Annotated in this window: 18 protein-coding genes; 6 read left to right on the forward strand and 12 right to left on the reverse strand. The window is 68.3% G+C overall.

Annotation, left to right across the window (positions count from 1 at the left end; genetic code table 11):
- Positions 1–2: 2 nt before the first annotated feature.
- Positions 3–806: a DUF1194 domain-containing protein gene (locus tag HZ321_RS00715; RefSeq protein WP_181699225.1), complete on the reverse strand. Its 804-nt coding sequence runs from the start codon at positions 804–806 to the stop codon at positions 3–5.
- Positions 807–1,093: 287 nt separating this feature from the next.
- Here HZ321_RS00715 and HZ321_RS00720 point away from each other — a divergent pair, with 287 nt between their 5' ends.
- Entirely contained in the window at positions 1,094–2,047 is a 954-nt protein-coding gene (locus HZ321_RS00720; RefSeq protein ID WP_181699227.1) for an endonuclease/exonuclease/phosphatase family protein, read from the forward strand.
- A gap of 9 nt (positions 2,048–2,056) precedes the next feature.
- Here HZ321_RS00720 and HZ321_RS00725 read toward each other — a convergent pair whose 3' ends face one another.
- A complete protein-coding gene (locus tag HZ321_RS00725; protein ID WP_206682709.1) occupies positions 2,057–3,733 on the reverse strand; it encodes an electron transfer flavoprotein-ubiquinone oxidoreductase in 1,677 nt (558 codons plus the stop codon).
- Between the two features lie 233 nt (positions 3,734–3,966).
- Here HZ321_RS00725 and HZ321_RS00730 point away from each other — a divergent pair, with 233 nt between their 5' ends.
- The gene (locus tag HZ321_RS00730) at positions 3,967–4,878 is read left to right on the forward strand and encodes a uracil-DNA glycosylase (protein ID WP_181699231.1); all 912 of its coding nucleotides are present in this window, start codon (positions 3,967–3,969) and stop codon (positions 4,876–4,878) included.
- A gap of 15 nt (positions 4,879–4,893) precedes the next feature.
- Here HZ321_RS00730 and HZ321_RS00735 read toward each other — a convergent pair whose 3' ends face one another.
- A complete protein-coding gene (locus HZ321_RS00735) occupies positions 4,894–7,182 on the reverse strand; it encodes a phosphate acyltransferase (RefSeq protein WP_181699232.1) in 2,289 nt (762 codons plus the stop codon).
- 215 nt (positions 7,183–7,397) lie between these two features.
- Here HZ321_RS00735 and moaB point away from each other — a divergent pair, with 215 nt between their 5' ends.
- Positions 7,398–7,967, forward strand: a complete 570-nt coding sequence (moaB, locus tag HZ321_RS00740; RefSeq protein ID WP_181699234.1) for a molybdenum cofactor biosynthesis protein B — start codon at positions 7,398–7,400, stop codon at positions 7,965–7,967.
- A gap of 6 nt (positions 7,968–7,973) precedes the next feature.
- On the opposite strand, the gene HZ321_RS00745 is transcribed toward moaB, so the two are convergent.
- A complete protein-coding gene (locus HZ321_RS00745) occupies positions 7,974–8,663 on the reverse strand; it encodes a glycosyltransferase (protein WP_181699236.1) in 690 nt (229 codons plus the stop codon).
- 112 nt (positions 8,664–8,775) lie between these two features.
- Between HZ321_RS00745 and HZ321_RS00750 the strand changes: the two genes are divergently transcribed.
- Genes HZ321_RS00750 through HZ321_RS00760 form a run of 3 tightly spaced genes read left to right on the forward strand, consistent with a single transcriptional unit; the run spans position 8,776 to position 12,201 of the window.
- Positions 8,776–9,924 (forward strand): PA0069 family radical SAM protein, encoded by a 1,149-nt coding sequence (locus HZ321_RS00750; RefSeq protein ID WP_181699238.1) that lies wholly within the window; start codon positions 8,776–8,778, stop codon positions 9,922–9,924.
- Between the two features lie 54 nt (positions 9,925–9,978).
- Positions 9,979–11,451 carry a DNA recombination protein RmuC gene (locus HZ321_RS00755; protein WP_342343791.1) on the forward strand — a complete coding sequence of 491 codons (1,473 nt, stop codon included), beginning with the start codon at positions 9,979–9,981 and terminating at the stop codon, positions 11,449–11,451.
- Positions 11,452–11,511: 60 nt separating this feature from the next.
- Entirely contained in the window at positions 11,512–12,201 is a 690-nt protein-coding gene (locus HZ321_RS00760; RefSeq protein WP_181699240.1) for a ribonuclease HII, read from the forward strand.
- Positions 12,202–12,217: 16 nt separating this feature from the next.
- Here HZ321_RS00760 and cydB read toward each other — a convergent pair whose 3' ends face one another.
- The 8 genes from cydB to HZ321_RS00800 form a co-directional block, all read right to left on the reverse strand.
- Positions 12,218–13,222, reverse strand: coding sequence for a cytochrome d ubiquinol oxidase subunit II (gene cydB / locus HZ321_RS00765; RefSeq protein WP_181699242.1), 1,005 nt, complete (start codon positions 13,220–13,222; stop codon positions 12,218–12,220).
- Between the two features lie 3 nt (positions 13,223–13,225).
- On the reverse strand, positions 13,226–14,623 hold the full coding sequence (locus tag HZ321_RS00770; RefSeq protein WP_181699244.1) for a cytochrome ubiquinol oxidase subunit I: 1,398 nt from the start codon (positions 14,621–14,623) through the stop codon (positions 13,226–13,228).
- A gap of 245 nt (positions 14,624–14,868) precedes the next feature.
- Positions 14,869–15,351, reverse strand: coding sequence for a F0F1 ATP synthase subunit B family protein (locus HZ321_RS00775; protein ID WP_181699246.1), 483 nt, complete (start codon positions 15,349–15,351; stop codon positions 14,869–14,871).
- 10 nt (positions 15,352–15,361) lie between these two features.
- Positions 15,362–16,009: a F0F1 ATP synthase subunit B gene (locus tag HZ321_RS00780; protein WP_181701683.1), complete on the reverse strand. Its 648-nt coding sequence runs from the start codon at positions 16,007–16,009 to the stop codon at positions 15,362–15,364.
- 194 nt (positions 16,010–16,203) lie between these two features.
- The gene (locus HZ321_RS00785) at positions 16,204–16,431 is read right to left on the reverse strand and encodes a F0F1 ATP synthase subunit C (protein ID WP_181699248.1); all 228 of its coding nucleotides are present in this window, start codon (positions 16,429–16,431) and stop codon (positions 16,204–16,206) included.
- Positions 16,432–16,513: 82 nt separating this feature from the next.
- Positions 16,514–17,263, reverse strand: coding sequence for a F0F1 ATP synthase subunit A (locus HZ321_RS00790; protein WP_181699250.1), 750 nt, complete (start codon positions 17,261–17,263; stop codon positions 16,514–16,516).
- Positions 17,264–17,347: 84 nt separating this feature from the next.
- Entirely contained in the window at positions 17,348–17,740 is a 393-nt protein-coding gene (locus HZ321_RS00795; RefSeq protein ID WP_181699252.1) for an AtpZ/AtpI family protein, read from the reverse strand.
- Between the two features lie 354 nt (positions 17,741–18,094).
- On the reverse strand, positions 18,095–21,553 hold the full coding sequence (locus tag HZ321_RS00800; protein WP_181699254.1) for a chromosome segregation SMC family protein: 3,459 nt from the start codon (positions 21,551–21,553) through the stop codon (positions 18,095–18,097).
- Positions 21,554–21,674 lie beyond the last annotated feature (121 nt).

A 21,674-nucleotide genomic window follows, 5' to 3' on the forward strand; every position in this document is an offset into this window, starting at 1 on the left:
CGTTACGGATCGACCCACATCCGCCGCTGCTTTTCCCCGACGAGGCAGTCGTAGCCGGTGTCGGCTATCGGTTCGGCGAGGTAGGCGGTTCCGTCGGAGGTGTCGGCGATCTCCAGGATCATCTTGCGCCGGATCGCCTCGACCCACTGGGCGCGGTCGTTGACCGGGACCAGGAAAGCGCCGGCGCCGCCGATCACGCAGTTGGCGTAGTAGTCGTCGAGGTCGTCGATGGTGCCGTAGCCGCGAGCGCCCGGCTTCAGCATGATCGGAAGCCCGTTGATGATGATGCCGAGCGAGAGCACGGCGTCGCGGGTGTCCAGGACCGGATCGCCCATGTTGTTGGGGCCGTCGCCGGAGATGTCGATGACGCGGCGGTAGCCGTTGAAGCCGTTGCCGGAGAAGAGCGCCGCGGCGGTGGCGAGACCGCCGGAGATCGACGTGCCGCGCATGGTGCCGAGCGGTGCGGCGGCCAGGGTGGCGGCGAAGCTTTCCGCGGCGAGAGGGCCGTCGAGAACGGTCCAGGGCACCACGACGCGCTGCGAGGCCGGGCCGGCCCATTCCAGGTAGGTGACGGCGATCCGCCCGTGCAGGCCGGTGCGGATGGCGTCCATCACGTCCTTGGAGCGCAGCGCCTCGATGTAGCCGGATCGCTGCAGCGCCTGTTCGTCGGTGTCCATCGAGCCGGAGACGTCGACGGCAAGGACCAGTTCCAGGTCGACGGCCTGGTCCTGCGCAGCCGCCGGCAACGCGGCCGCCATCCAAGAGAGCAGGAAGCCGACAAGCGTGGAAACCTTCGCCGCAGTCATGCGCTCCTCCCGAACACGTCGAGGTCTGGAACGCCGGTCGCCGCAGACGACACACTCACGCGGCGGCAGGCGCCCTCCCCGTGCTGGAAAAGTGTCGGGCGCATATGAGGCCGCGTCAACGCCGCGCGCCTTCACGGATGGTTGAAGCGGCAGCAGAGGCTATGATCTGCGTGGAGAACTCCCGCGGCGTCATCTCTTTTCGGCCCGGATCGTGCTTCAAGAGAAGGCGGTCGCCTTTTCCAAGCCGGAGCGTTCCTGCCGGCCGACGCTTCCGAATCAGGGCCTGAATGATCCTCATCCTGCTGATCGCGCTTGCCGCCGCCACAGCCTACACGATCGAGACCCTGGCCCCGACGGTCTGGGAGGTCGACCTCCTGACCTTCGCGACGCCGCCGATCGCTGCAGCGCTGCTGGTGCTGATCGTGCTGGCGGCGATCCGGCAAAGGCCGACAATCGCGCTCGTCCTGGTGGCCGGGTTGATCGGATCGGCCATCGTGACGGCGTCGCCCGGAAACACAGGTTCCGGAGAGCCGCGCCCACTGGTGCGGGTGATGACGTTCAACGTGCTTTTGTCGAACACCGACACCGCCGAATTCCGGGCCTATGTGGAGAGCGTGCAGCCGGACGTGATCATCCTGCAGGAGGTCCGCCCGAGTTGGGCCAAGCTGCGGACCTGGGAGGCTTACCCCTATTCGGACCTCGGCGGGAGCGGCGACGTCATGGTGCTGAGCCGGTTGCCGTTCACCGCACCGCCGAAGAACGTCTACGACTTCAGCAACGGCAGCATCGACGGCCTGAAGGCGATCCGGATGGAGGTGTCGGTGGCCGGCCGACCGGGGGCGGAGGCGGTGGGCGGCGCCCTTGTGGTCTACGGCCTACACGCGCCGACACCGCGGATCGAGCCGTGGTGGCGGCAGCGGAACGCGTTCCTGACCGCGATCGGTGATCTCGTGGCCGCCGAACCCGCGGACAAAACGGTCGTGGTCGGCGGCGACTGGAACACGCCGATCTGGTCGCCGTTCTTCCGGGGCTTCCTGGACAAGACGGGGCTGCAGGTCACCAGCAGCTGGATCTGGCCGGCGGCGACGCGCTATTTCCGCGAGTTGGACATGCCCACCTTCGTCGGCGCCGCGGTGGACCACATCGTGGTTTCGCCGAAACTGGTGGCGCTGCGCCATGCCGTCGGGCCCGACCTCGGGTCCGACCACCTGCCGGTGACGGTCGATCTGGCTGTCCGCTGAGTCCTGCGCTCACATGTTCGGGTAGTTGGGGCCGCCGGAGCCTTCCGGGGTGGTCCAGACGATGTTCTGGTTCGGATCCTTGATGTCGCACGTCTTGCAGTGGACGCAGTTCTGCGCGTTGATCACGAACTTCGGCACATCGGTGTTCTCGGTCACCCACTCGTAGACGCCGGCCGGGCAGTAGCGCTGGGACGGGCCGGCGAAGGTGCCGAGCTCGGAGATGCGCTGCAGGCTCGGATCCTTCACCTTCAGGTGCGACGGCTGGTCCTCCTCGTGGTTGGTGTTCGACAGGAACACCGAGGAGAGGCGGTCGAAGGAGATCTTGCCGTCGGGCTTGGGATAGGCGATCGGCTTGTGCGTCTTGGCGGGATGCGTGGCGACGTGGTCCGGCTTGCCGTGCTTCAACGTTCCGAACAGGGAGACGCCGAGCTTTTCGTTCATCCACATGTCGAGCGCGCCGAGCGGGATGCCGACCAGCGTGCCCAGCTTGGACCACAGCGGCTTGACGTTGCGCACCTTGAAGAGATCCTGGCCGATCTCGGAGGCGCGCCAGCCCGCCTCGTAGGCTATGAGCTCGTCGTGTGCGCGCTCGGCCTTCAGCGCCTCGCCGACGGCGTCGGCCGCCTGGATGCCGGAGAGCATCGCGTTGTGGCTGCCCTTGATGCGCGGCACGTTGACGAAGCCCGCCGAACAGCCGATCAGGGCGCCGCCGGGGAAGACCAGCTTGGGCACCGACTGCCAGCCGCCCTCGGTGATCGCCCGGGCGCCGTAGGAGATCCGCTTGCCACCTTCGAACGTTTCGCGGATCACCGGATGCGTCTTGAACCGCTGGAACTCCTCGAAAGGCGACAAGTAGGGGTTGTCGTAGTTGAGGTGGACGACGAAGCCGACGGCGACCTGGTTGTCCTCGAGGTGGTAGAGGAACGACCCGCCGCCGGTGCCCCAGCCGAGCGGCCAGCCGAAGGCGTGCTGGACGAGACCCGGCTTGTGCTTGGCCGGGTCGATCTGCCAGAGCTCCTTCAGGCCGATGCCGAACTTGGGCGGCTCGCGGCCTTCGTCCAGGCGGTAGCGCGCGATCAGTTGCTTCGCCAGCGAGCCGCGGACGCCTTCGCCGATCAGGGTGTACTTGGCGTAGAGGGCCATGCCGCGCTGGAAGTTCGGCCCGGGCGTACCGTCCTTGTGGACGCCCATGTCGCCGGTCGCGACGCCGATCACCTTGCCGTCGTCGTCGTAGAGCACCTCGGACGCGGCGAAGCCGGGATAGATCTCCACACCGAGAGCCTCGGCCTTCTGCGCCAGCCAGCGGCAGACGTTGCCGAGGGAGACGATGAAGTTGCCGTGGTTGTCCATCAGCTTGGGCATGGCGAAGTTGGGCAGGCGAACGGCTGCCGCCGGCCCCAGCAGGTAGAAGCGGTCGTCGGTCACCGGGGTCTTGAATGGGGTGTCCGGCTCACTCCGCCAGTCGGGCAGCAGCTTGTCGAGACCGATCGGATCGACCACCGCTCCGGAGAGGATATGCGCGCCGACCTCGGAGCCCTTCTCCAGGACGACCACGGAGATCTCCCGGCCCTCCTCGGCGGCGATCTGCTTCAGGCGGATGGCGGCGGAAAGACCCGCCGGCCCTGCCCCGACGATCACCACGTCGAACTCCATCGCGTCGCGTTCCGGCAGATCCACGGCGTCCATGCTCATTTCCTTCCGGCGGTCCACGCGCGTTCGGCAAACGCTCCGCAGCGTGGAGCAATCAGATCGGGGCGCACTCTAGCGATCGAGGTGTGCAACGCAAAGGCTGACAAAAGGTCATCTTTTCTCATCGGCCGATCAGTCGCAGTCATGCCGGGTACCCGTCCGACACGTCGGACGTCCGCGACAGGCTTCATCGCTCTCCCATGATGGCGGCTTGCAGGCTATAACGCGCCATGGACCCGTCCCTGCCCTCCTCCTTCAGCACGGCTGCGGCGCTCGAAGCGCTGCTGGACTGGTATGCCGCCATGGGTGTGGATGCCGTTCTCGACGATGCGCCGGTCGACCGGTTCGCGGAGAGCGCGACGGAACGGGACAGGCGCAAACAGCTCCAAGCCAATCCGGCGGCCTCGACGGGACGTCCAGTGCCCCCTTCGCTCGCCTTCCCTCCGGGTGGGCGGGATGGCAGGGCTGCGGCTGCGCCCGCGCCGGCTTCCCGAGGGCTTGCCGAAAGCGGGATGACCGTGCCCGGCTCGGATGCGGTGATGGCGGCGCGGGAGGCGGCGCGATCGGCGGAGACGCTGGAAGCGCTGCAGGCGATCCTCGCCCGCTTCGACGGATGCAACCTCAAGCGGACGGCCAAGAACATGGTGTTCGGCGACGGCAACCCCGCCGCCCGGCTGATGTTCGTGGGAGAAGCGCCCGGGCGCGACGAGGATATCGAGGGCAAGCCTTTCGTCGGCCGCTCGGGCAAGCTGCTCGACAAGATGCTGGCCGCCCTCGGCATGACCCGCGAGGCGGACGCCTACATCGCCAACGTGGTGTTCTGGCGGCCACCCGGGAACCGCGAGCCGAGCGACCAGGAGGTGGCGATCTGCCGCCCCTTCATCCTGCGGCAGATCGAACTGGTGGACCCGGACGTGCTGGTGTTCCTCGGCGGGCAGCCGGCGAAAGCGTTGTTGGGCGGCGAGGCGGCGCGAACGGGCATCCGCAAGCTGCGCGGCCGGTGGATGGAATTCGACACCGGGCGGCGTCGGATCAATGCTCTGCCGACCTTCCATCCCGCCTACCTGCTCCGCAATCCGAGCGAAAAGCGGCTGGCATGGCGGGATATGCTGGCCATCAAGGCCGCACTCGGCGGAGCCTAGCGGTTCACCTCTCCGTCATCGTCCCTCTGCCGCGCAAACGGCGGCGAAGGCGCTCATGTTGACGACGCCGCGGCTGGTGACGCTCGGCGTCAGCACGTGCGCGGGACGGGCCGCACCGAGCAGGATGGGCCCGACGTGAAGCGCCTCGCTGGTGACCTTCATCACCTCCAGCGTGATGTTCGCCGCATCCAGCGTCGGGAACACCAGCAGGTTCGCCTCGCCCGTCAGCGTCGACTTGGGCATTACCCGGTCGCGAACAGCCTGGGAGAGCGCCGCGTCCCCGTGCATCTCGCCGTCGACCTCCAGGTCCGGCGCTTCGCGGCGAAGGATCGCCAGCGCCTCCCGCATGCGCAGCGAGGTCGGGCAGTCCGCCGAGCCGAAGTTGGAGTGCGAGAGCAGCGCCGCCCGCGGCGTCATGCCGAAGCGGCGGACCTGCTCGGCGGCGAGTCTCGTCATTTCCGCCAATTCCAGCGCCGTCGGCTCCTCGGTCACGTAGGTGTCGGTGAGGAAGGTCGCCCCACGGTTGGAGATGAGCAGGGACAGCGTGGAATAGTCGGTGACGCCGTCGGCGAGCCCGATGATGTTGCGGATGTCGCGGAGGTGCTTGACGAACCGGCCTTCCAGGCCGGTGAGGAGCGCGTCCGCATCGCCGCGCATGACGGCGAGGGCGGCGATGACGGTGGCGTTGGTGCGCACCACGGTGCGCGCCGCGTCGGGGGTCACGCCCTTGCGCCCGACCAGGTCGAAATAGAGGTCCACGTAGTCGCGATAGCGCGGATCGTCCTCGGGATTGATGGTCGCGAAGTCCCTGCCGGGACGGATCTTCAGGCCGAATCGCTGGCACCGCGCCTCGATCACCGACGGGCGGCCGATCAGGATTGGAACGCAAAGTCCGTCCTCCAGCACCACCTGGGCGGCCCGCAGCACCCGCTCGTCCTCGCCGTCGGCGTAGATGACGCGCATGCCGGAGCCCTTCGCCGCCGCGATGATCGGCTTCATGACGAGGCCGGAGCGGAAGACGAAGCGATGCAGCTTGTCGAGGTACTGCGCGAAGTCCGTGATCGGACGGGCGGCGACGCCGCTCTCCATGGCGGCACGAGCAACGGCCGGCGCGATGCGCAGGATGAGGCGGTTGTCGAACGGCGACGGGATCAGGTAGTGCGGGCCGAAGGTCTCGCTGACGCCGCCGTAGGCGCGCGCGGCGACATCGCTTGGCTCCTCCTTGGCGAGCGCCGCGATGGCGCGGACCGCGGCGTGCTTCATCTCCTCGTTGATCGTGGTGGCGCCGACGTCGAGCGCCCCGCGGAAAATGTAGGGGAAGCAGAGGACGTTGTTGACCTGGTTGGGATAGTCGGACCGGCCGGTGCACATCACCGCGTCGGGACGGACGGCGAGCGCCTCCTCGGGCGTGATCTCCGGGTTGGGGTTGGCAAGGGCCAGGATCAGCGGGCGCTCGCCCATCCGGGCGACCATCTCCGGCTTCAGCACGCCGGCGGCGGAAAGGCCGAGGAAGACGTCGGCGCCGTCGATCACCTCGGCGAGTTGCCGGGCGTCGGTCGGTTGCGCGTAGACTGCCTTCCAACGGTCCATCAGGGCCTCGCGGCCGACGTGGACGACGCCTTCCAGGTCGGTCACCCAGACGTTCTCGCGCTTCACGCCTAGCGAGACCAGCAGGTTCAGGCAGGCGAGCGCCGCGGCGCCCGCGCCGGAGGCCACCACCTTGATCGAGCCGAACGCCTTTCCGGCCAGCTCCATGGCGTTCAGCACCGCCGCGGCCACGATGATCGCGGTTCCATGCTGGTCATCGTGGAACACCGGAATCTTCATGCGGGCGCGGAGCTGCGCCTCGATCTCGAAGCACTCGGGCGCCTTGATGTCCTCCAGATTGATTCCGCCGAAGGTGGGCTCCAGGGCCGAGACGACGTCCACCACCCGTTCCACCGTGGTGGCGTCGATCTCGATGTCGAAGACGTCGATGTCTGCGAACTTCTTGAAGAGGACCGCCTTGCCCTCCATCACCGGCTTGGAGGCGAGCGGCCCGATGTTGCCGAGCCCGAGCACGGCGGTGCCGTTGGACACCACGGCCACCAGGTTCTGGCGGCTGGTGTAGTCGGCCGCCAGGCCCGGATCGGCAGCGATCGCCAGGCACGGCGCGGCGACGCCCGGCGAATAGGCAAGCGCGAGGTCGCGCTGGTTGCCGAGCGGTTTGGTGGCACGGATCTCAAGCTTTCCGGGCTTGGGCTCCTTGTGGAAAAAGAGGGCCGCCTCTTCGAGCTCCGATCCGACCAGTCGCTTCTCGCTCACGGCTTCTCCTCCCCGAGTGCGCCATTTTGTCCCTGCATAGCAACCGCGGGCCTGGGAAGCGAGATGTGGGAAGCCGAACTGAACCGATCAGATCGGCAAAAGCGTCATTCCAGCAGCCTGGAAGACGATGGCCTGTTCGATTGTGCCGCTTGCCGCCGGTAACCGCCGCGGCGATATAGACGGAGCGGCCGGCGCGCCGCCTGCGAGGAGTTCCCATGTCCCTCAACCGAATCGACGAGAGCCGCCCGTTCGTGCCCGTCGGAATCGCCGTGGTGACGGTGTCCGATACGCGGTCGCTGGCCGACGACAAGTCCGGCCGCACGCTGGTGGAGCGCCTTGAAGCCTCGGGGCACGTTCTGAAGGCGCGGGAGATCGTCACCGACGACATCGACAGGATCCGCGACGTGGTGACCCGCCTGACGCGCGATCCGGAGGTCGACGTGGTGATCACCACCGGCGGCACCGGCTTCACCGGCCGCGACGTGACGCCGGAGGCGCTCGAGCCGATCTTCGAGAAGCGGATGGATGGCTTCTCCGCCCTCTTCCACCGGATCTCCTACGACAAGATAGGGACGTCGACGATCCAGTCCCGCGCGACGGGTGGCGTGCTCAACGCGACCTACGTGTTCGTGCTGCCGGGATCGCCGGGCGCCTGCAAGGACGCATGGGACGGCATCCTCGCCGCGCAGCTCGACTACCGGCACATGCCCTGCAACTTCGTGGAGATCATGCCGCGACTCGACGAGCACCTGCGACGCGGCGCGGCCAGGACGGTCGGCACCTGAGAGACGTCAGCCGTGCAGGCGGACCAGGTAGCGCGGCGGCACGCGGCACGCCGCCAGAAGCCGCGACACGGCGCGGCGGGTCCGGCTGGCGGCATGCGAAGGCCATCGGTCCGCGCCGCCGGTCGCGCGGGCGCGGAGGCGGACGATCCGGAACCGGCCGATGCGGCGATAGATGTCCACGTCCTCCAGGGCGGCGAGCGGCCGGAAGCCGCCGATGCGGCGGTAGAAGCCGCGCGAGATCAGAAGTCCCTGGGCTGGATGGGGAAGCCCCGTCACGGACGTGGCGGTCGCGACCCATACCTCCTTCAGCCTGGCGAGGAGGCCCATGTCGTCGAGGCCGTAGCTGAACACGGCAGCGCAGGCGTCCGCCCGTCCCGACCGAGCCGCCCGTTCCACGAAAGCGCCGGCTTCCGCCTCCCAGCGCGCTTCCAGGATCGCGCCCGGCGGCAGGAAGAGAAGCCATTCGCCTCGCGTGGCGGCCTCCGCGCCGCGGCGAAGGCGCTCCCCCACGGGGCCTTTGGCTTCGATGAAGACGCATCCGGTGGCGTCCGCGATCGCCGATGTTGCGTCCGTGGAACCTGCGTCGACGACGATCACCTCGCGCACGCAGCCTTCGGCGGCCGCCGGCACGAGGGCCGCCAACGTGAAGGCCAGCCGTTCCTCGTCGTTTTCCGTGGCAATGACGACCGTGAGCATCCCAGCTTTCTAGCGGATCATTGACAAAAGCGCGAGGACGAATGTCTGGGGAGATCGCGGCAGGACGGTTGTTCGTTCTTGCCTTGTTCTCTTGTTGCGCTAAGATCAAACCATGAACGCGAGATCCGTTGCCTCATCCCCAGCCGCTGTCGCCGTGGACGCCACCGTTCACGCGGACGGGCTTGGCGATCACGCGGTTCCCAAGGACCGCCGGCGCGGCCGCGGGGCCGGCCTAAACCCGTCCGGGCGGTTCGAGGCGGAGGCGAAGGTCGCCTTCGACGACGGCTGGGGCTCCTCGGACGAGTTGCCGCCGTTCCAGACGACGGTGACGCCGGAGCGGGCGCGCACGATCATCACCCGCAACGAAAGCCCCGACATCTCCTTCGACCGGTCGATCAATCCGTATCGGGGGTGCGAGCACGGCTGCGTCTACTGCTTCGCACGCCCGACACACGCCTACATGGGCCTCTCCCCCGGGCTCGATTTCGAGAGCCGGCTGTTCGTCAAGCCGAACGCCGCGGAGCTTCTGGAGCGGGAACTCGGCGCACCGTCGTATCAGCCCCGGACGATCGCGATCGGCACCAACACGGATCCCTACCAGCCGATCGAGAAGGAATATCGGATCACCCGATCGATCCTGGAGGTTCTGGCCAAGACGAACCACCCGGTGGCGATCGTCACGAAATCGGCGCTGGTGACCCGCGACATCGACATCCTCGCGCCCATGGCGGAGAAGGGTCTTGCGAAGGTGGCGATCTCGGTGACGACGCTGGACCGCAAGATCGCCCGGGCGATGGAGCCGCGGGCTTCGGCGCCGCACAGGCGGCTGGAAGCGATCAAGGCGCTTTCGGATGCGGGGATCCCGACCGGCGTGATGGCCGCGCCGATCGTGCCGGCGGTGACGGACTTCGAGATCGAACGGATTCTCGACGCCGCGGCTGCCCACGGCGCGCGGGAAGCCGGCTACGTGCTGCTGCGGCTGCCGCTGGAGGTTTCGGAGCTCTTCCGGGACTTTCTCTTGCGGGAATTTCCCGACCGCTACCGGCACGTCATGAACGTGCTCAGGTCGATGCGCGGCGGCAAGGACTACGACGCGGAGTGGGGCAAGCGGATGCGGGGGACCGGGCCCTACGCCTGGCAGATCGGCCGACGCTTCGAAATGGCGGCCAAGCGACTGGGCCTTAACCGGAACAAGGCCAAACTGACGACGGAGCTGTTCGCCAAGCCGGCGAACGGGGGTGTGCAGCTCAACCTGTTCTGAGCCGGGACTGGACGGCGACCCGGATCGGCCGGTCCAGCAACGAGGGGACCTCGCGTGACGGCCTATCTTCAGGACCCGCAGTGGATCGCGGTGCTGCTCGCCGGCATGGCGGCGCTGTTCGCCTTTCTGGCCTTCGTCGCCGCGGGGCGGTCGGCGTCGGGCGCGGCACGGGTGGCCGAAACGCAGGAGCGGCTGGACCGCCTGGTGCGAGACGAGTTCGCGCGGGGGCGTCAGGAAGCGGAGGAAAATGCGCGGCGGCTTCGCGAAGAGGTTGGCGGGCGGCTGACGGCCCTTGGCGACGCGCTGCTGCGGCAGGCCGGGGAGACGGCGCGACAGCAGACGGACCAGGGCGACGTGGTCAACCGCAGCCTGGAGCGGTTCGCCGACGTGATCCGGTTGCAGACCCGGCAGATGGTGGAACTGCATCGCGCGCAGCAGCAGGATTTCGGCGACCGTCTGACCAAGCTGATGGCGGATGGCGCGGATCGAGGCGAGGCGTTGCGGCAGACCGTCGAGGGCCAACTCGCGAACCTGCGCAAGGAGAACGGCGAGAAGCTCGACCAGATGCGCGTGACCGTCGACGAGAAGCTGCAGGGCACGCTTGAGCAGCGGCTCGGTGCGTCCTTCCAGATCGTCAGCGAACGGCTGGAGGCCGTGCACAAGGGCTTGGGCGAAGTGCAGAGCCTGGCGACGGGCGTGGGCGATCTCAAGCGCGTGCTCACCAACGTCAAGGTGCGGGGTACCTGGGGCGAGGTTCAACTCGGCGCTCTCCTGGAGCAGATCCTGGCTCCCCACCAGTACACGGCCAACGTGGTGACCGCGGACATCGGGTCCGAGCGCGTGGAGTATGCGGTCCGTCTGCCGGGCTCCGGGGACGGGATGGAGGTGTTGCTCCCGATCGACGCGAAGTTTCCCGTGGAGGACTTCGAGCGCCTGCAGGCGGCGTCCGAGATCGGCGATCCCGCGGGCGTGGAGGCTGCCTCGCGCGGCTTGGAAGCCCGGATCCGGCAGCAGGCGCGGGACATCTCCACGAAATACGTGCATCCGCCGCGCACCACCGATTTCGCGATCCTGTTCCTGCCGACGGAGGGGCTGTTCGCCGAGGTGATCCGGCGCGCCGGACTGGTCGACGAGTTGCAGCGGCAGCACCGGATCGTCATCGCCGGGCCGACCACGCTGACAGCCCTTCTCTCGAGCCTGCAGATGGGTTTCCGCACGCTGGCGATCCAGGAGCGTTCCAGCGAGGTCTGGCAAGTGCTCGGGGCGGTGAAGACGGAGTTCGGCAAGTTTGGCCCCGTTCTGGAGAAGGTGAAGAAGAAGCTCCAGGAAGCGACGAACACGATCGACCAGGCGGGCATCCGCGAACGGGCGATCCAGCGCAAGCTCCGGCGGGTGGAGACGCTCCCCTCCTTGCCGACGGCCGACCTGATCGGGGACCTTGGCCTGCTCGGCGAGACGGAGGCGGATTCAGCCGACGGCGAGAGCGACCTGGAAGACGGCGACCTGCTTACCGATGCCGCCCAATAGTCAGTCCGGCGACGGCGCAGGGTTTTCCGGGCCCGGGAAAGCTGGCATTGCTCGGAGGCCATGGACGCTTCCGATTCGCTTTCCGAGGATCTCTTTCCCGACCTGGTGATCGGTCGTTGCGATCGGCGGGCCGAAGAGGCCTATGGCCGGCGCTGGCGGGGCCTCGTGGCGGGCGTCGACGAGGCGGGCCGCGGACCGCTGGCGGGTCCTGTCGTCACAGCGGCGGTCGTGCTCACCGACGCGGATCTGCCGGACGGCCTCACCGATTCCAAGGAACTCGATGCGGCCACCCGTGAGCGACTGTTCGCCATCATCTGCCGCGACCACCACGTGTCGGTGGCCAGCGCGTCCGCGGCGCGCATCGATCTCATGAACATTCGCGCGGCCACCTTGTGGGCGATGACGCGCGCGCTCGTGCATCTGCCGGTCCGTCCGGTCGGCGTGCTTGTCGATGGCCGGGACGTGCCGGCGGAGGTCAGGGCAAGGGGCTTCCAGGGTGCCGCGATCGTCAAGGGGGACGGTTGCGTCGCGGCGATCGCTGCCGCTTCGATCGTCGCCAAGGTGACGCGGGATCGCATGATGGCCGCCTACGCCAACCGGTTCGACGCCTATGGCTTCGAGCGGCACATGGGTTACGGCACACCGGAGCACAAACGCCTGTTGAAGGCGCATGGCCCCTGCCCGCTTCACCGGCGCTCCTTCGCGCCGGTCCGCGAACTCCTCGGCGAACCGGCGGAAGCGGCCGAGTAGCCGCCACGAGCCCGTCTCAGTGATAGCCCTCCCCGGGCCGGACCCGGCCGCGGAAGGTCCAGTAGACAAAGATCGTGTAGCCCAGAATCACCGGCAGCAGCGCGAGCGTGCCGACCAGCAGAAACATCTGGCTCTCGGGCGCCGCCGCAGCGTCGAAGACGGTCAGCTGATCCGGGACGAGGTAGGGGAACTGGGACACGGCCAATCCAAAGAAGGAGAGGACGAACAGCCCGACCGAGCCGGCGAAGGGCGCGAAGGGGCGCTCCTTCTCCAGCGTCGTCCAGACTGCCGCGGCCAGGAGCGCCGTCAGCACCGGGACCGGCGAGAGATAAAGAATGTTCGGCCAGGTGAACCAGCGGGCGGCGATCCGCTCGTACTGGAGCGGCGTCCAGACGCTGACGATCAGGACGAAGCCGAGCACCACGAGAAGCAGGGTCTTCGCCCAGCGGCGGGCTCGCACCTCCAGGTCGCCGCTGACGCGCATATTCAGCCAGGTGGCGCCAAGCAGGGCGTATCCGGCAACGAGCCCCAGGCCGCAGGCGATGGCGAAGGGGCTGAACCAGTCGAAGGGCCCGCCTGCAAAGGCACCGTTCTCCACCGTGATGCCGTTCAGCAGGCCGCCGAGCACCACGCCCTGTGCGAAGGCCGCCACCGCGGACCCGCCGGCGAAGGCGATGTCCCAGAGGGAATGGTCCGGCTTGGCCGCCCAGCGGAACTCGAAGGCGACGCCGCGGAAGATCAGCGCCAGCAGCATGACGATGATCGGCACGTAGAGCGCCGGCATGATGATGGCGTAGGCGGCCGGGAAGGCCACCCAGAGGCCTCCCCCGCCCAGCACCAGCCAGGTCTCGTTGCCATCCCAGAAGGGCGCAACCGAGTTCATCATCTGGTCGCGCTCGCGCTCGTCCCGCGTGAACGGGAACAGGATGCCGACGCCGAGATCGAAACCGTCCATGATGACGTAGAGGACCACGGAGACGCCGATCAGCGCGGCCCAGATGGCGGGAAGGTTGGCTTCCATGGATCACTCCCCGGCGTGAAGGGCGACGCGGCCCGCGTCGTGGGCGGCCGACATCGGACGCAGCGGGCGGGGGTCGTGGTCGGGGCCGCGCGGCACCGGTCCCTTCTCCAGCAGGCGGTTGATGTAGTAGCCGCCCGACACGAAGATCGCGGCGTAGACCAGCACGAAGAGCACCAGTGAGACGAGGATCTGGGTCGCACCGATCGGCGACATGGCGTCCGCCGTCCTCAGGAACCCGGTCACCACCCAGGGCTGGCGCCCCATCTCCGTGGTGATCCAGCCGGCCAGAACGGCGACGAAGCCGAGCGGCCAGGTCATCGCGAAGACGCGCATCACCACTCCGGGCTGGAACAGGCGACCGCGGGCCCAACGGACCGAGCCGATCACGGCGAGCAGGATCATCAACAGGCCGATGCCGACCATGACGCGGAAGGACACGAAGATCGGCAGCACCGGCGGACGGTTCTCACGCGGGAACTCCTTCAGGCCCGGGATCTGCCCGTAGAGGTCGTGGGTCAGGATCAGGCTGCCGAGATAGGGGATGGCAAGCTCGAAACGGTTGGTTTCCGCGGTCTCGTCCGGAATGGCGAAGGCGACCAGGGGGACGGAGCCGCCGTGGTTTTCCCAGTGCGCCTCGAGGCCGGCTATCTTGGCGGGCTGGTGCTCAAGGGTGTTGAGGCCGTGGAAGTCGCCGACGACGAGCTGCAGCGGCGTCAGCACGACGAGGATGCCGAGCGCCATGCGCAACATGGTCTCGGCCTCGCGCACATGCTTGCCGCGCAACCACCAGCGCGCGCCGACCGCCAGCACCACGAATCCGGTGGTGATGTAGGCGGCGATCACCATGTGTGCGAACCGCCAGGGAAAGGTGGGCGAGAAGATCACCTGCATCCAGTCGACGGGATAGGCGATGCCGTCGCGGATCTCGTGCCCGGTGGGGAACTGCATCCACGAATTGGCGGAAAGAATCCAGAAGGCCGAAATCACGGTGCCGATCGCCACGATCACGGCGGAGGCGAAATGCAGCCCCGGCGAGACCCGGTCCCGGCCGAACAGCATGATGCCGAGGAAGGAGGCCTCCAGGAAGAAGGCGGTCAGCACCTCGTAGCCGATCAGCGGACCGACCACGTTGCCGACCGCCAGCGAAAAGCGGCTCCAGTTGGTGCCGAACTGATAGGTGAGCACGATACCGGAGACGACGCCCATCGCGAAGGACACGGCGAAGATCTTGGTCCAGAAGCCCGCGAGGTCTCGGTAGAAGGGGTCGCGCTTCCAGAGGCTCAGGCCGAGCAGCGTCGCGATCCAGGCGCTTAGCCCGATCGTGAAGGCCGGGAAGATGATGTGGAACGAGATGGTGAACGCGAACTGGATCCGCGCCAACAAGACAGGATCGAGGTCCATGGAGCCTCCGGGGGACACCTGGCGGCGACGAGAGCCGTCCTACAGGGGGAGGGACTGCGCCGTTCGGCTGCTTGTTCCGTCCGTTGCTCTACCTATGCATCGGGTCCGGTGATCGGAAGCGACAGGCTGTCGCGGGTCGATCACATTGTAAAGGGCTGGAAGCGAACCGCCCGGCCGGGGTCGCCCAAAAAGCAAAAGGGCCGGTTCCCCGGCCCTTTTTCGTTCGATCGTTCCGTGTGGGAGCGTCAGTTCATGCGGGTCTTCACGTCGTCGATGCCGCGGGCGATGATCCCGGCGGCGACGTCGCCCTTCACCTTTTCGGCGAGCAACCGGGTGGCGGCCTGGACGGCCACTTCGGCGGCGATGGTTTTGACCTCGGCCAGAGCCTGGGTCTCGGCCTGGGCGATCTTGGTTTCGGTGGCGCGGGTGCGCCGGTCGATCAGGTCCTTGAGCGAGACCTCGGCGTCGGCCGCGAGACGGGTCGCCTCGGCCTTGGCGCCCGCGACGATCTCCTCGGCCTCGGCTTCGGCTGCCTTGCGCTTGGCCTGGTATTCGGCCAGCAGGGCCTGAGCTTCCAGGCGGAGGCGCTTGGCCTCCTCCAGCTCGTTGGCGATATCGTTGGCGCGCTTGTCCAGTGCGCCGCCGATCTTGCCGAACACGCCAAGCGCGCCGATCAGGACGAGGAACAGGACGAGACCGACGAAGGCCCAGATGGTTGCGTCGAACATCGGTCTCTCCTCAAGCCTTGCGGACAGACGATACCGCAGCGGCGGCCTCGTCGCGGGACGACTGGCCGATCAGCGCGGAAACGATCGCCTCGGTGGTTTCCGTCGCGATCTCTTCGACCTCGGCGAGGGCCTTGGCCTTGATGTCCGCGATGCGGGCTTCCGCGGCCGTCAGCTTGGTGGAAAGCTCCGCCTCGATGGCGCCGCGGCGGGCGTCGAGATCGGACTTGACCTTGTCGCGGGTGTCCTGGGCGATCGCGCCGGCCTTCTTCTTGGCCTCGGCGAGGGCCTGCTCGTAGGCGGCGACGGCCGCGTCGGTTTCGGCGCGCATACGCTCGGCTTCGCCGAGGTCGGCGGCTATGCGGTCGCTGCGGACCTCCAGGATGCCGCCGAGCCGCGGCAGGATCTTCTTGGACAGGATCCAGTAGAAGAAGCCGAAGGTCAGCACCAGCCAGAGGATCTGCGATCCGAAGTAGGTGGGATCGAACGGCGGGAAGGCGCCGCCATGCTCGCCGGCGGCCTCATGGCCCACTTCGGCATGGGTGGCGTCGGCTGCACCATGGCCGAGGTCGGGCGACTCCGGGGCGACCGCAGGCGCGTTCACGCCGGCTTCCGGTGCACCGGGGGCCTGGTCCTGAGCGTAGGCGGAGGTGATGAACAGGTTCATCGCGTGATCGGCTCCCGTATCCGCCGTCGCTGCCGACGGCCGGGGTCAAGGCTCGGCCCGAACGATCCGACACCCCGCTGGTGAGAGCGGGGTGCGGGTCTTTTCCGCGGGCTGGAAGCGCGCGGCGAGCTTATCGTACTCACGAACCGGTCGGCGGGCATTCAGGCCCGCGCCGGTCGCCCGTCGGATCAGACGGCGAAGAGCAGCAGAAGCGCGATCAGCAGCGAGAAGATGCCGAGCGCTTCCGTCACGGCGAAGCCGAGGATGAGGCGGCCGAACTGGCCATCGGCAGCCGACGGGTTGCGCAGGGCGCCCGACAGGAAGTTGCCGAAGATGTTGCCGAGGCCGAGGGCGGCGCCCGCCATGCCGAGGGTGGCGATACCAGCGCCGAGGTACTTCGCAGCTTCCGCGTCCATCGTGATGCTCCTTGAAAACCAGATGCAGTCGGTTGTTTCGGCCCGGGAGCGACCCCCGGGAACTTCGTCGATCCTCGGCGCCTCAGTGCCCCGGATGCAGGGCGTCGTTGAGGTACATGCAGGTGAGGATCGTGAAGACGTAGGCCTGGAGGAATGCCACCAGGAATTCGAGAGCCGTCAGCGCCACCGTCATGGCGAGCGGCAGGATCGCGCCGGCAAAGCCTAGGGCGCCCATGCCGGTCAGCGTCGCAACGAAGCCGGCGAACACCTTCAGGGTGATGTGGCCGGCCAGCATGTTGGCGAAGAGACGGACGGAGAGGCTGATCGGACGGGAGAGGAAGGAGATGACCTCGATCGCCGTGACCAGCGGCACCACCGGCGCGGGAACGCCGTGCGGCACGAAAAGCCCCAGGAAGTGGAAGCCGTGCCGGTAGAAGCCGTAGACCGTGACGGTGCCGATGACCAGCAGCGCCAGGCAGAAGGTGACGATGATGTGGCTCGTCACCGTGAAGAAGAAGGGGATCATGCCGAACAGGTTGGCGACCAGCACGAACATGAAAAGGGAGAAGACCAGCGGGAAGAACTTCATGCCTTCCGAGCCGGCGGAGGAGCGCAGCGTGGAGGCGACGAACTCGTAGGAGAGTTCGGCGAGCGACTGCATGCGCGTCGGGATCAGCGCCCGGCCGGAGGTGGCCAGCGCCAGGAAGCCCGCGGCTCCGGCCACGGTCGCCACCATGAAGAGGGACGAGTTGGTGAACGAGAGATCCAGACCGCCGACGCTGATGTCGAGCAGCTTGCTGATCTGGAACTGATGGATCGGGTCGTTCGCCACGTAAGCCAGCCCCCTTCGCGAAGCCTTGCCTGAAGTCCGCTATCGACCAGGACGCGGGTCTCATGACCCAGCCCGGCGCGATTCTCAAGTCTTTCCGTCGTCGCGCGGCCGCCGCATGCGCCGCGGATCTGGTTCCGCGACCCGGCCGGTGGCCCGCATGACGTTGAGCGTGCCCGCCGCAAAGCCCAGGAGAAGGAAGACGATCAACCCCCAGGGCGAGGTGCCCAGGAAATAGTCGAATGCCCATCCGAAGGCCGCGCCGACGATCACGCCGGCCACGAATTCGGACCCGAGTTTCAGCGCCTCGGCCATGCCGGCGGTGGAAGACCGCTGGCCCTGCCCCAGGCGCTCCGCGTCCCGACGCTTGCCGGCTTCGATCTTCTCGCGAAGAGCCTTCAGCCGTTCGTCGTGGCGGTCGCCCCCGGGCGCCCCGTCATCGCCGTTTTCCATGCGTCCCCGCTCGTCGTCAGCGTTCATGGCGAACCTGCCTGGCGAACCCGAAACGCCTGAAATCCTGGGATTTGGGAGGCACCCCGAAAGTCGCGCGCACCATAGTCATGGGCCTTTTCCCTGTCAAGAACGGGGCAGAGCTGCGTAAGTATCTGTTTACGCTTATCTTTTACCCGTCCGCCGGCGCTCCTGCATCGAATGACGCATGCCGCGGCCGTTCCATATCGATTTAGGAACCGGCCCGGTTCCGCAAAGCTCGTTTCGGGAAGGCGCGAACGGCTGGTTCCGGGCCCTGGCGGTCACATCGAACAGGTCGAGGTCTGCAGGACACGCAGGCGCCGAAGCATGCACCGCGCGCAGCGGAGCAGGTTTTCCGGCCTACTACACCGCTTCGCGGATCGCCTCGGCGAGTTCCAGGTCGACGCTGACCAGCTGGGAGACGCCGCGCTCGGACATGGTGACGCCGAACAGGCGGTTCATGCGGGCCATGGTGATGGGATTGTGGGTGATCACCACGAAGCGCGTATCGGTCTGGCGGGCCATTTCGTCGAGCAGGTCGCAGTAGCGTTCGACGTTGGCGTCGTCGAGCGGGGCGTCGACCTCGTCCAGCACGCAGATCGGCGCGGGGTTGGTGAGGAAGACGGCGAAGATCAGCGCCAGTGCCGTCAACGCCTGTTCGCCGCCGGAGAGCAGCGTCATCGTGCTCGGCTTCTTGCCCGGCGGGCGGGCCAGGATCTCCAGGCCGGCATCGAGCGGATCCTCGCTGTCGACCAGCTGGAGCTCGGCCGTACCGCCGCCGAACAGATGGGTGAAGAGGCTCTGGAAGTGGTTGTTGACCACCTGGAACGACGCGAGCAGGCGTTCGCGGGCTTCCTTGTTGAGGTTCTGGATGCCCTGGCGCAAGCGCCGGATCGCCTCGATCAGGTCCTCGCGCTCGTAGATCAGCGCGTCCATGCGCGCCTCCACTTCGGCCGCCTCCTCCTCCGCGCGGAGGTTCACGCCGCCCAGCCGCTCGCGTTCCTGGCGAAGGCGCTCCAGCCGGGTCTCGACGCCGCCCACATCCGGCAAGGGCGCGTCGTCGCGAAGCTCGGCCAGTTTCTTCAAGGCGAAGGGCGGGCATTCGAAGCGGTCGCGGATCTCCTCCACCAGTTCGGCCTTGCGCGCCTGGAGGCCGGCGAAACGCTCCTCGGCGCGAGCCTTTCCCTCGCGGACGTCGGCCAACGCCTGCAGCGCATCGGCGGCGGCGCGGGCCGCCAGGGATTCCTCGCGCTCGCCTTCAACCAGAACGTCGGCAGCCGATTTCGCCTCGGCCTCCTTGTCGCCGATGGCGCGTATCAGCTGCTGCCGGGCGGCGATGATCTCGTCCGGGCGGTCGAGCAGGTCCGCGCGCTCGATCTCCACGTCCTCCAGGCGGGTCGCCAGTTCCTCCAGGTGCCGTCGGGCGCCGGCGACGCGGTCGGCCCAGCCGGCGCGCTCGCGGGAAATGGCGTCGATCCGGCGATTGCGGATCTCCGCTTCTCGCACCACGGCGTCGACTGCCGCGCGTGCCTCGGCCAACGCGGCGCGTCCCTCGGCCAGGGCCGTGCGCAGGTCCTGGGCCGCCTCGGCGAGCGTGCTGATGTCCGGCAGCTCGGCCTCCGCCTCGGCGGCCTCCTTGGCGCGGGCGCGCGCCTCGTCAAGGTCGGCAACGAGTCGGTCGCGCTGAAGCTCCAGAGCGGCCTGGCGCGCGACCACGTCGGCGAGCGCGCGTTCGGCCCTGGCGACTCGGTCGCGCGCATCGCCGAGGCTGCGATTGGAGGCTCGCACCGCGTCCCGCGCGAGCCGCGCGGTTTCGGCGGCGGCACGGGATCGGGCCTGCGCCTCCTGGAGAATGTCGCGAAGGATGGCGACCGTCTCGGCGGCGGCGGCACGCTGGGCGTCCAACTCTGCGAGGCGGTTGCGGGAGGCGAGCCGCTGGGCGGCGGGGGTCGGCGCGTCGGCGGCGGCGACGTAGCCGTCCCAACGCCAGACGTCTCCGGTGCGGGTGACCAGCTGCTGGCCGGGGCGCAGCGAGCGGCGCAACCGTTCGCCATCGGCCTTCTCCACGACGCCGATCTGGTCGAGGCGTCGGCGCAGAAGGTCGGGACCGGTCACGTGGCGGCCCAACGGTTCCGCCCCGGCGGGCAGCGGCGGGTCGGCATCGGCCGGGCCCGGCATGCTCCAATGCGCCAGCGCTGTCTCGTCGACGGGCGCCTCGATGTCGTCCCCGAAGGCCGCGCCGAGCGCTGCTTCGTAGCCGCGCGCTGCGGTCAACTGGTCGACCAGCGGCGGGAAGAGCGAGCCGGTCTCCAGGTTCAGGACCTTGGCAAGGGTCCGCGCTTCTGTGTCCAGGCGGTTCTGCTCGCGCTCTGCGTCGCCGAGCGGGGCTCGTGCGGCCCTTTCCGCACTCTCGGCGTCCGTTGCGGCCGCTTCGGCGGCGAGTGCGGCATCCTCCGCCTCCGACAGGGCCGCCTCGGCCCATTCGGCCGCCTGCCGGGCGTCGGCGATGCCGGTTTCTGCGGCAAGCCGGGCGCGGACGGCTTCCAGTTCGCCGTCGAGCGCCGCCAGATCCCGGGCGAGGCGACCGACCCGGTCGGCGGTCTCGCGCCGCTGGCGTTCGAGCGCGGCACGCCGGGCGGACGCTTCGGCAAAGGCTTCCGTCGCCCTCTGCAGGTCGCGGTCAAGCCGGGCGACCTCTGCCTCTACGGTTGCGCGGCGCGCCTCCAGGTCGAGGCGGCCGTTCTCCTCCAGGGCGGCGTCGGCCGCAAGGGCCTCGGCCTCGTCGGTCAGGGCCTCAAGGCGGGCGTCATTGTCGGCGACAAGTTCGGCCTCGCGGTCGCGGTCGCGGACGATCTCCGCCGCCCGGCGCGTCAGGTCGGCCAGCCGGTCGCGGGCGCGGCGCTCCTCGGCCTCGGATTCCACAAGCGCCTGGCGCAGGCGCTGCAGCGCGGCCCCGGCACTCGCCGCCGCGTCGCGAAGGGCCGGCAGGCGATGCGCGGCGATGGCCTGGCGGCGGGCGGCTTCGGCCTGCGCCGCCTGCCGTTCGGCGACACCGCCGACGACAGCCGTCAGCAGCCGGTCGGCCTCGGCGACGGCGGCTTCCGTTTCCGTCCAGCGCAACCACGCGACGATCGCCTCGGCCTTGCGGATCTCGGCGGAGAGACCGCGGTAGCGGGCGGCCTGCTTGGCCTGACGCTTGAGCAGTTCGAGGCGGGACTCAATCTCCTTCAGAACGTCTTCCAGACGCTCCAGGTTGGTTTCCGCCGCCTTGAGGCGGATTTCGGCCTCGTTGCGGCGGGAATGCAGGCCGGAGATGCCGGCGGCCTCTTCCAGGATCATGCGGCGGGAGGTCGGCTTGGCGGCGATGAGTTCGCCAATCTGACCCTGGCGCACCATGGCGGGCGACCGCGCGCCGGTGGAAGCGTCGGCGAAGAGCAACTGGACATCGCGGGCGCGGACGTCCTTGCCGTTGATCTTGTAGGCCGAACCGGCTTCGCGTTCGATCCGGCGAGTAACCTCCAGTACATCGGCGTCGTTGAAGGCGGCCGGTGCGCTGCGCTGGTCGTTGCGCAGAAACAGCGTGACCTCGGCGGAGTTGCGGGCCGGGCGGCGACCGGAGCCGGAAAAGATCACGTCGTCCATGCCGGACGCGCGCATGTTCTTGTAGGAGCTCTCGCCCATCACCCAGCGGAGCGCCTCCACCAGGTTGGATTTGCCGCAGCCGTTGGGGCCGACCACGCCGGTGAGGCCCCGTTCGATGAGGAACTCCGTGGGCTCCACGAAGGTCTTGAAGCCCAGAATGCGCAACCGTTCGAACTTCATCCGCCGCTAGACCTTGTATGCCTCGGGTCCATCAGACACAAAACGGCCGATGCGCACGGGACACAAGCCCGCACGGCACCGGCCGCAGACGTTTCAACGGATTTTTGTCGCAACGGAGTCC

Source organism: Chthonobacter albigriseus, from assembly GCF_013839445.1.
GTDB classification, from domain to species: domain Bacteria; phylum Pseudomonadota; class Alphaproteobacteria; order Rhizobiales; family Pleomorphomonadaceae; genus Chthonobacter; species Chthonobacter albigriseus.

Coding starts and splice junctions, on each gene's coding strand:
- HZ321_RS00725 (WP_206682709.1), bottom strand. CDS start 3,733: ATGGACGCCGTGGATCTGCCGGAACGCGACGCGATGGAGTTCGACGTG.
- HZ321_RS00720 (WP_181699227.1), top strand. CDS start 1,094: ATGATCCTCATCCTGCTGATCGCGCTTGCCGCCGCCACAGCCTACACG.
- HZ321_RS00730 (WP_181699231.1), top strand. CDS start 3,967: ATGGACCCGTCCCTGCCCTCCTCCTTCAGCACGGCTGCGGCGCTCGAA.
- HZ321_RS00715 (WP_181699225.1), bottom strand. CDS start 806: ATGACTGCGGCGAAGGTTTCCACGCTTGTCGGCTTCCTGCTCTCTTGG.
- HZ321_RS00745 (WP_181699236.1), bottom strand. CDS start 8,663: ATGCTCACGGTCGTCATTGCCACGGAAAACGACGAGGAACGGCTGGCC.
- HZ321_RS00775 (WP_181699246.1), bottom strand. CDS start 15,351: ATGTTCGACGCAACCATCTGGGCCTTCGTCGGTCTCGTCCTGTTCCTC.
- cydB (WP_181699242.1), bottom strand. CDS start 13,222: ATGGAAGCCAACCTTCCCGCCATCTGGGCCGCGCTGATCGGCGTCTCC.
- HZ321_RS00800 (WP_181699254.1), bottom strand. CDS start 21,553: ATGAAGTTCGAACGGTTGCGCATTCTGGGCTTCAAGACCTTCGTGGAG.
- HZ321_RS00785 (WP_181699248.1), bottom strand. CDS start 16,431: ATGGACGCGGAAGCTGCGAAGTACCTCGGCGCTGGTATCGCCACCCTC.
- HZ321_RS00795 (WP_181699252.1), bottom strand. CDS start 17,740: ATGAACGCTGACGACGAGCGGGGACGCATGGAAAACGGCGATGACGGG.
- HZ321_RS00760 (WP_181699240.1), top strand. CDS start 11,512: ATGGACGCTTCCGATTCGCTTTCCGAGGATCTCTTTCCCGACCTGGTG.
- HZ321_RS00750 (WP_181699238.1), top strand. CDS start 8,776: ATGAACGCGAGATCCGTTGCCTCATCCCCAGCCGCTGTCGCCGTGGAC.
- moaB (WP_181699234.1), top strand. CDS start 7,398: ATGTCCCTCAACCGAATCGACGAGAGCCGCCCGTTCGTGCCCGTCGGA.
- HZ321_RS00770 (WP_181699244.1), bottom strand. CDS start 14,623: ATGGACCTCGATCCTGTCTTGTTGGCGCGGATCCAGTTCGCGTTCACC.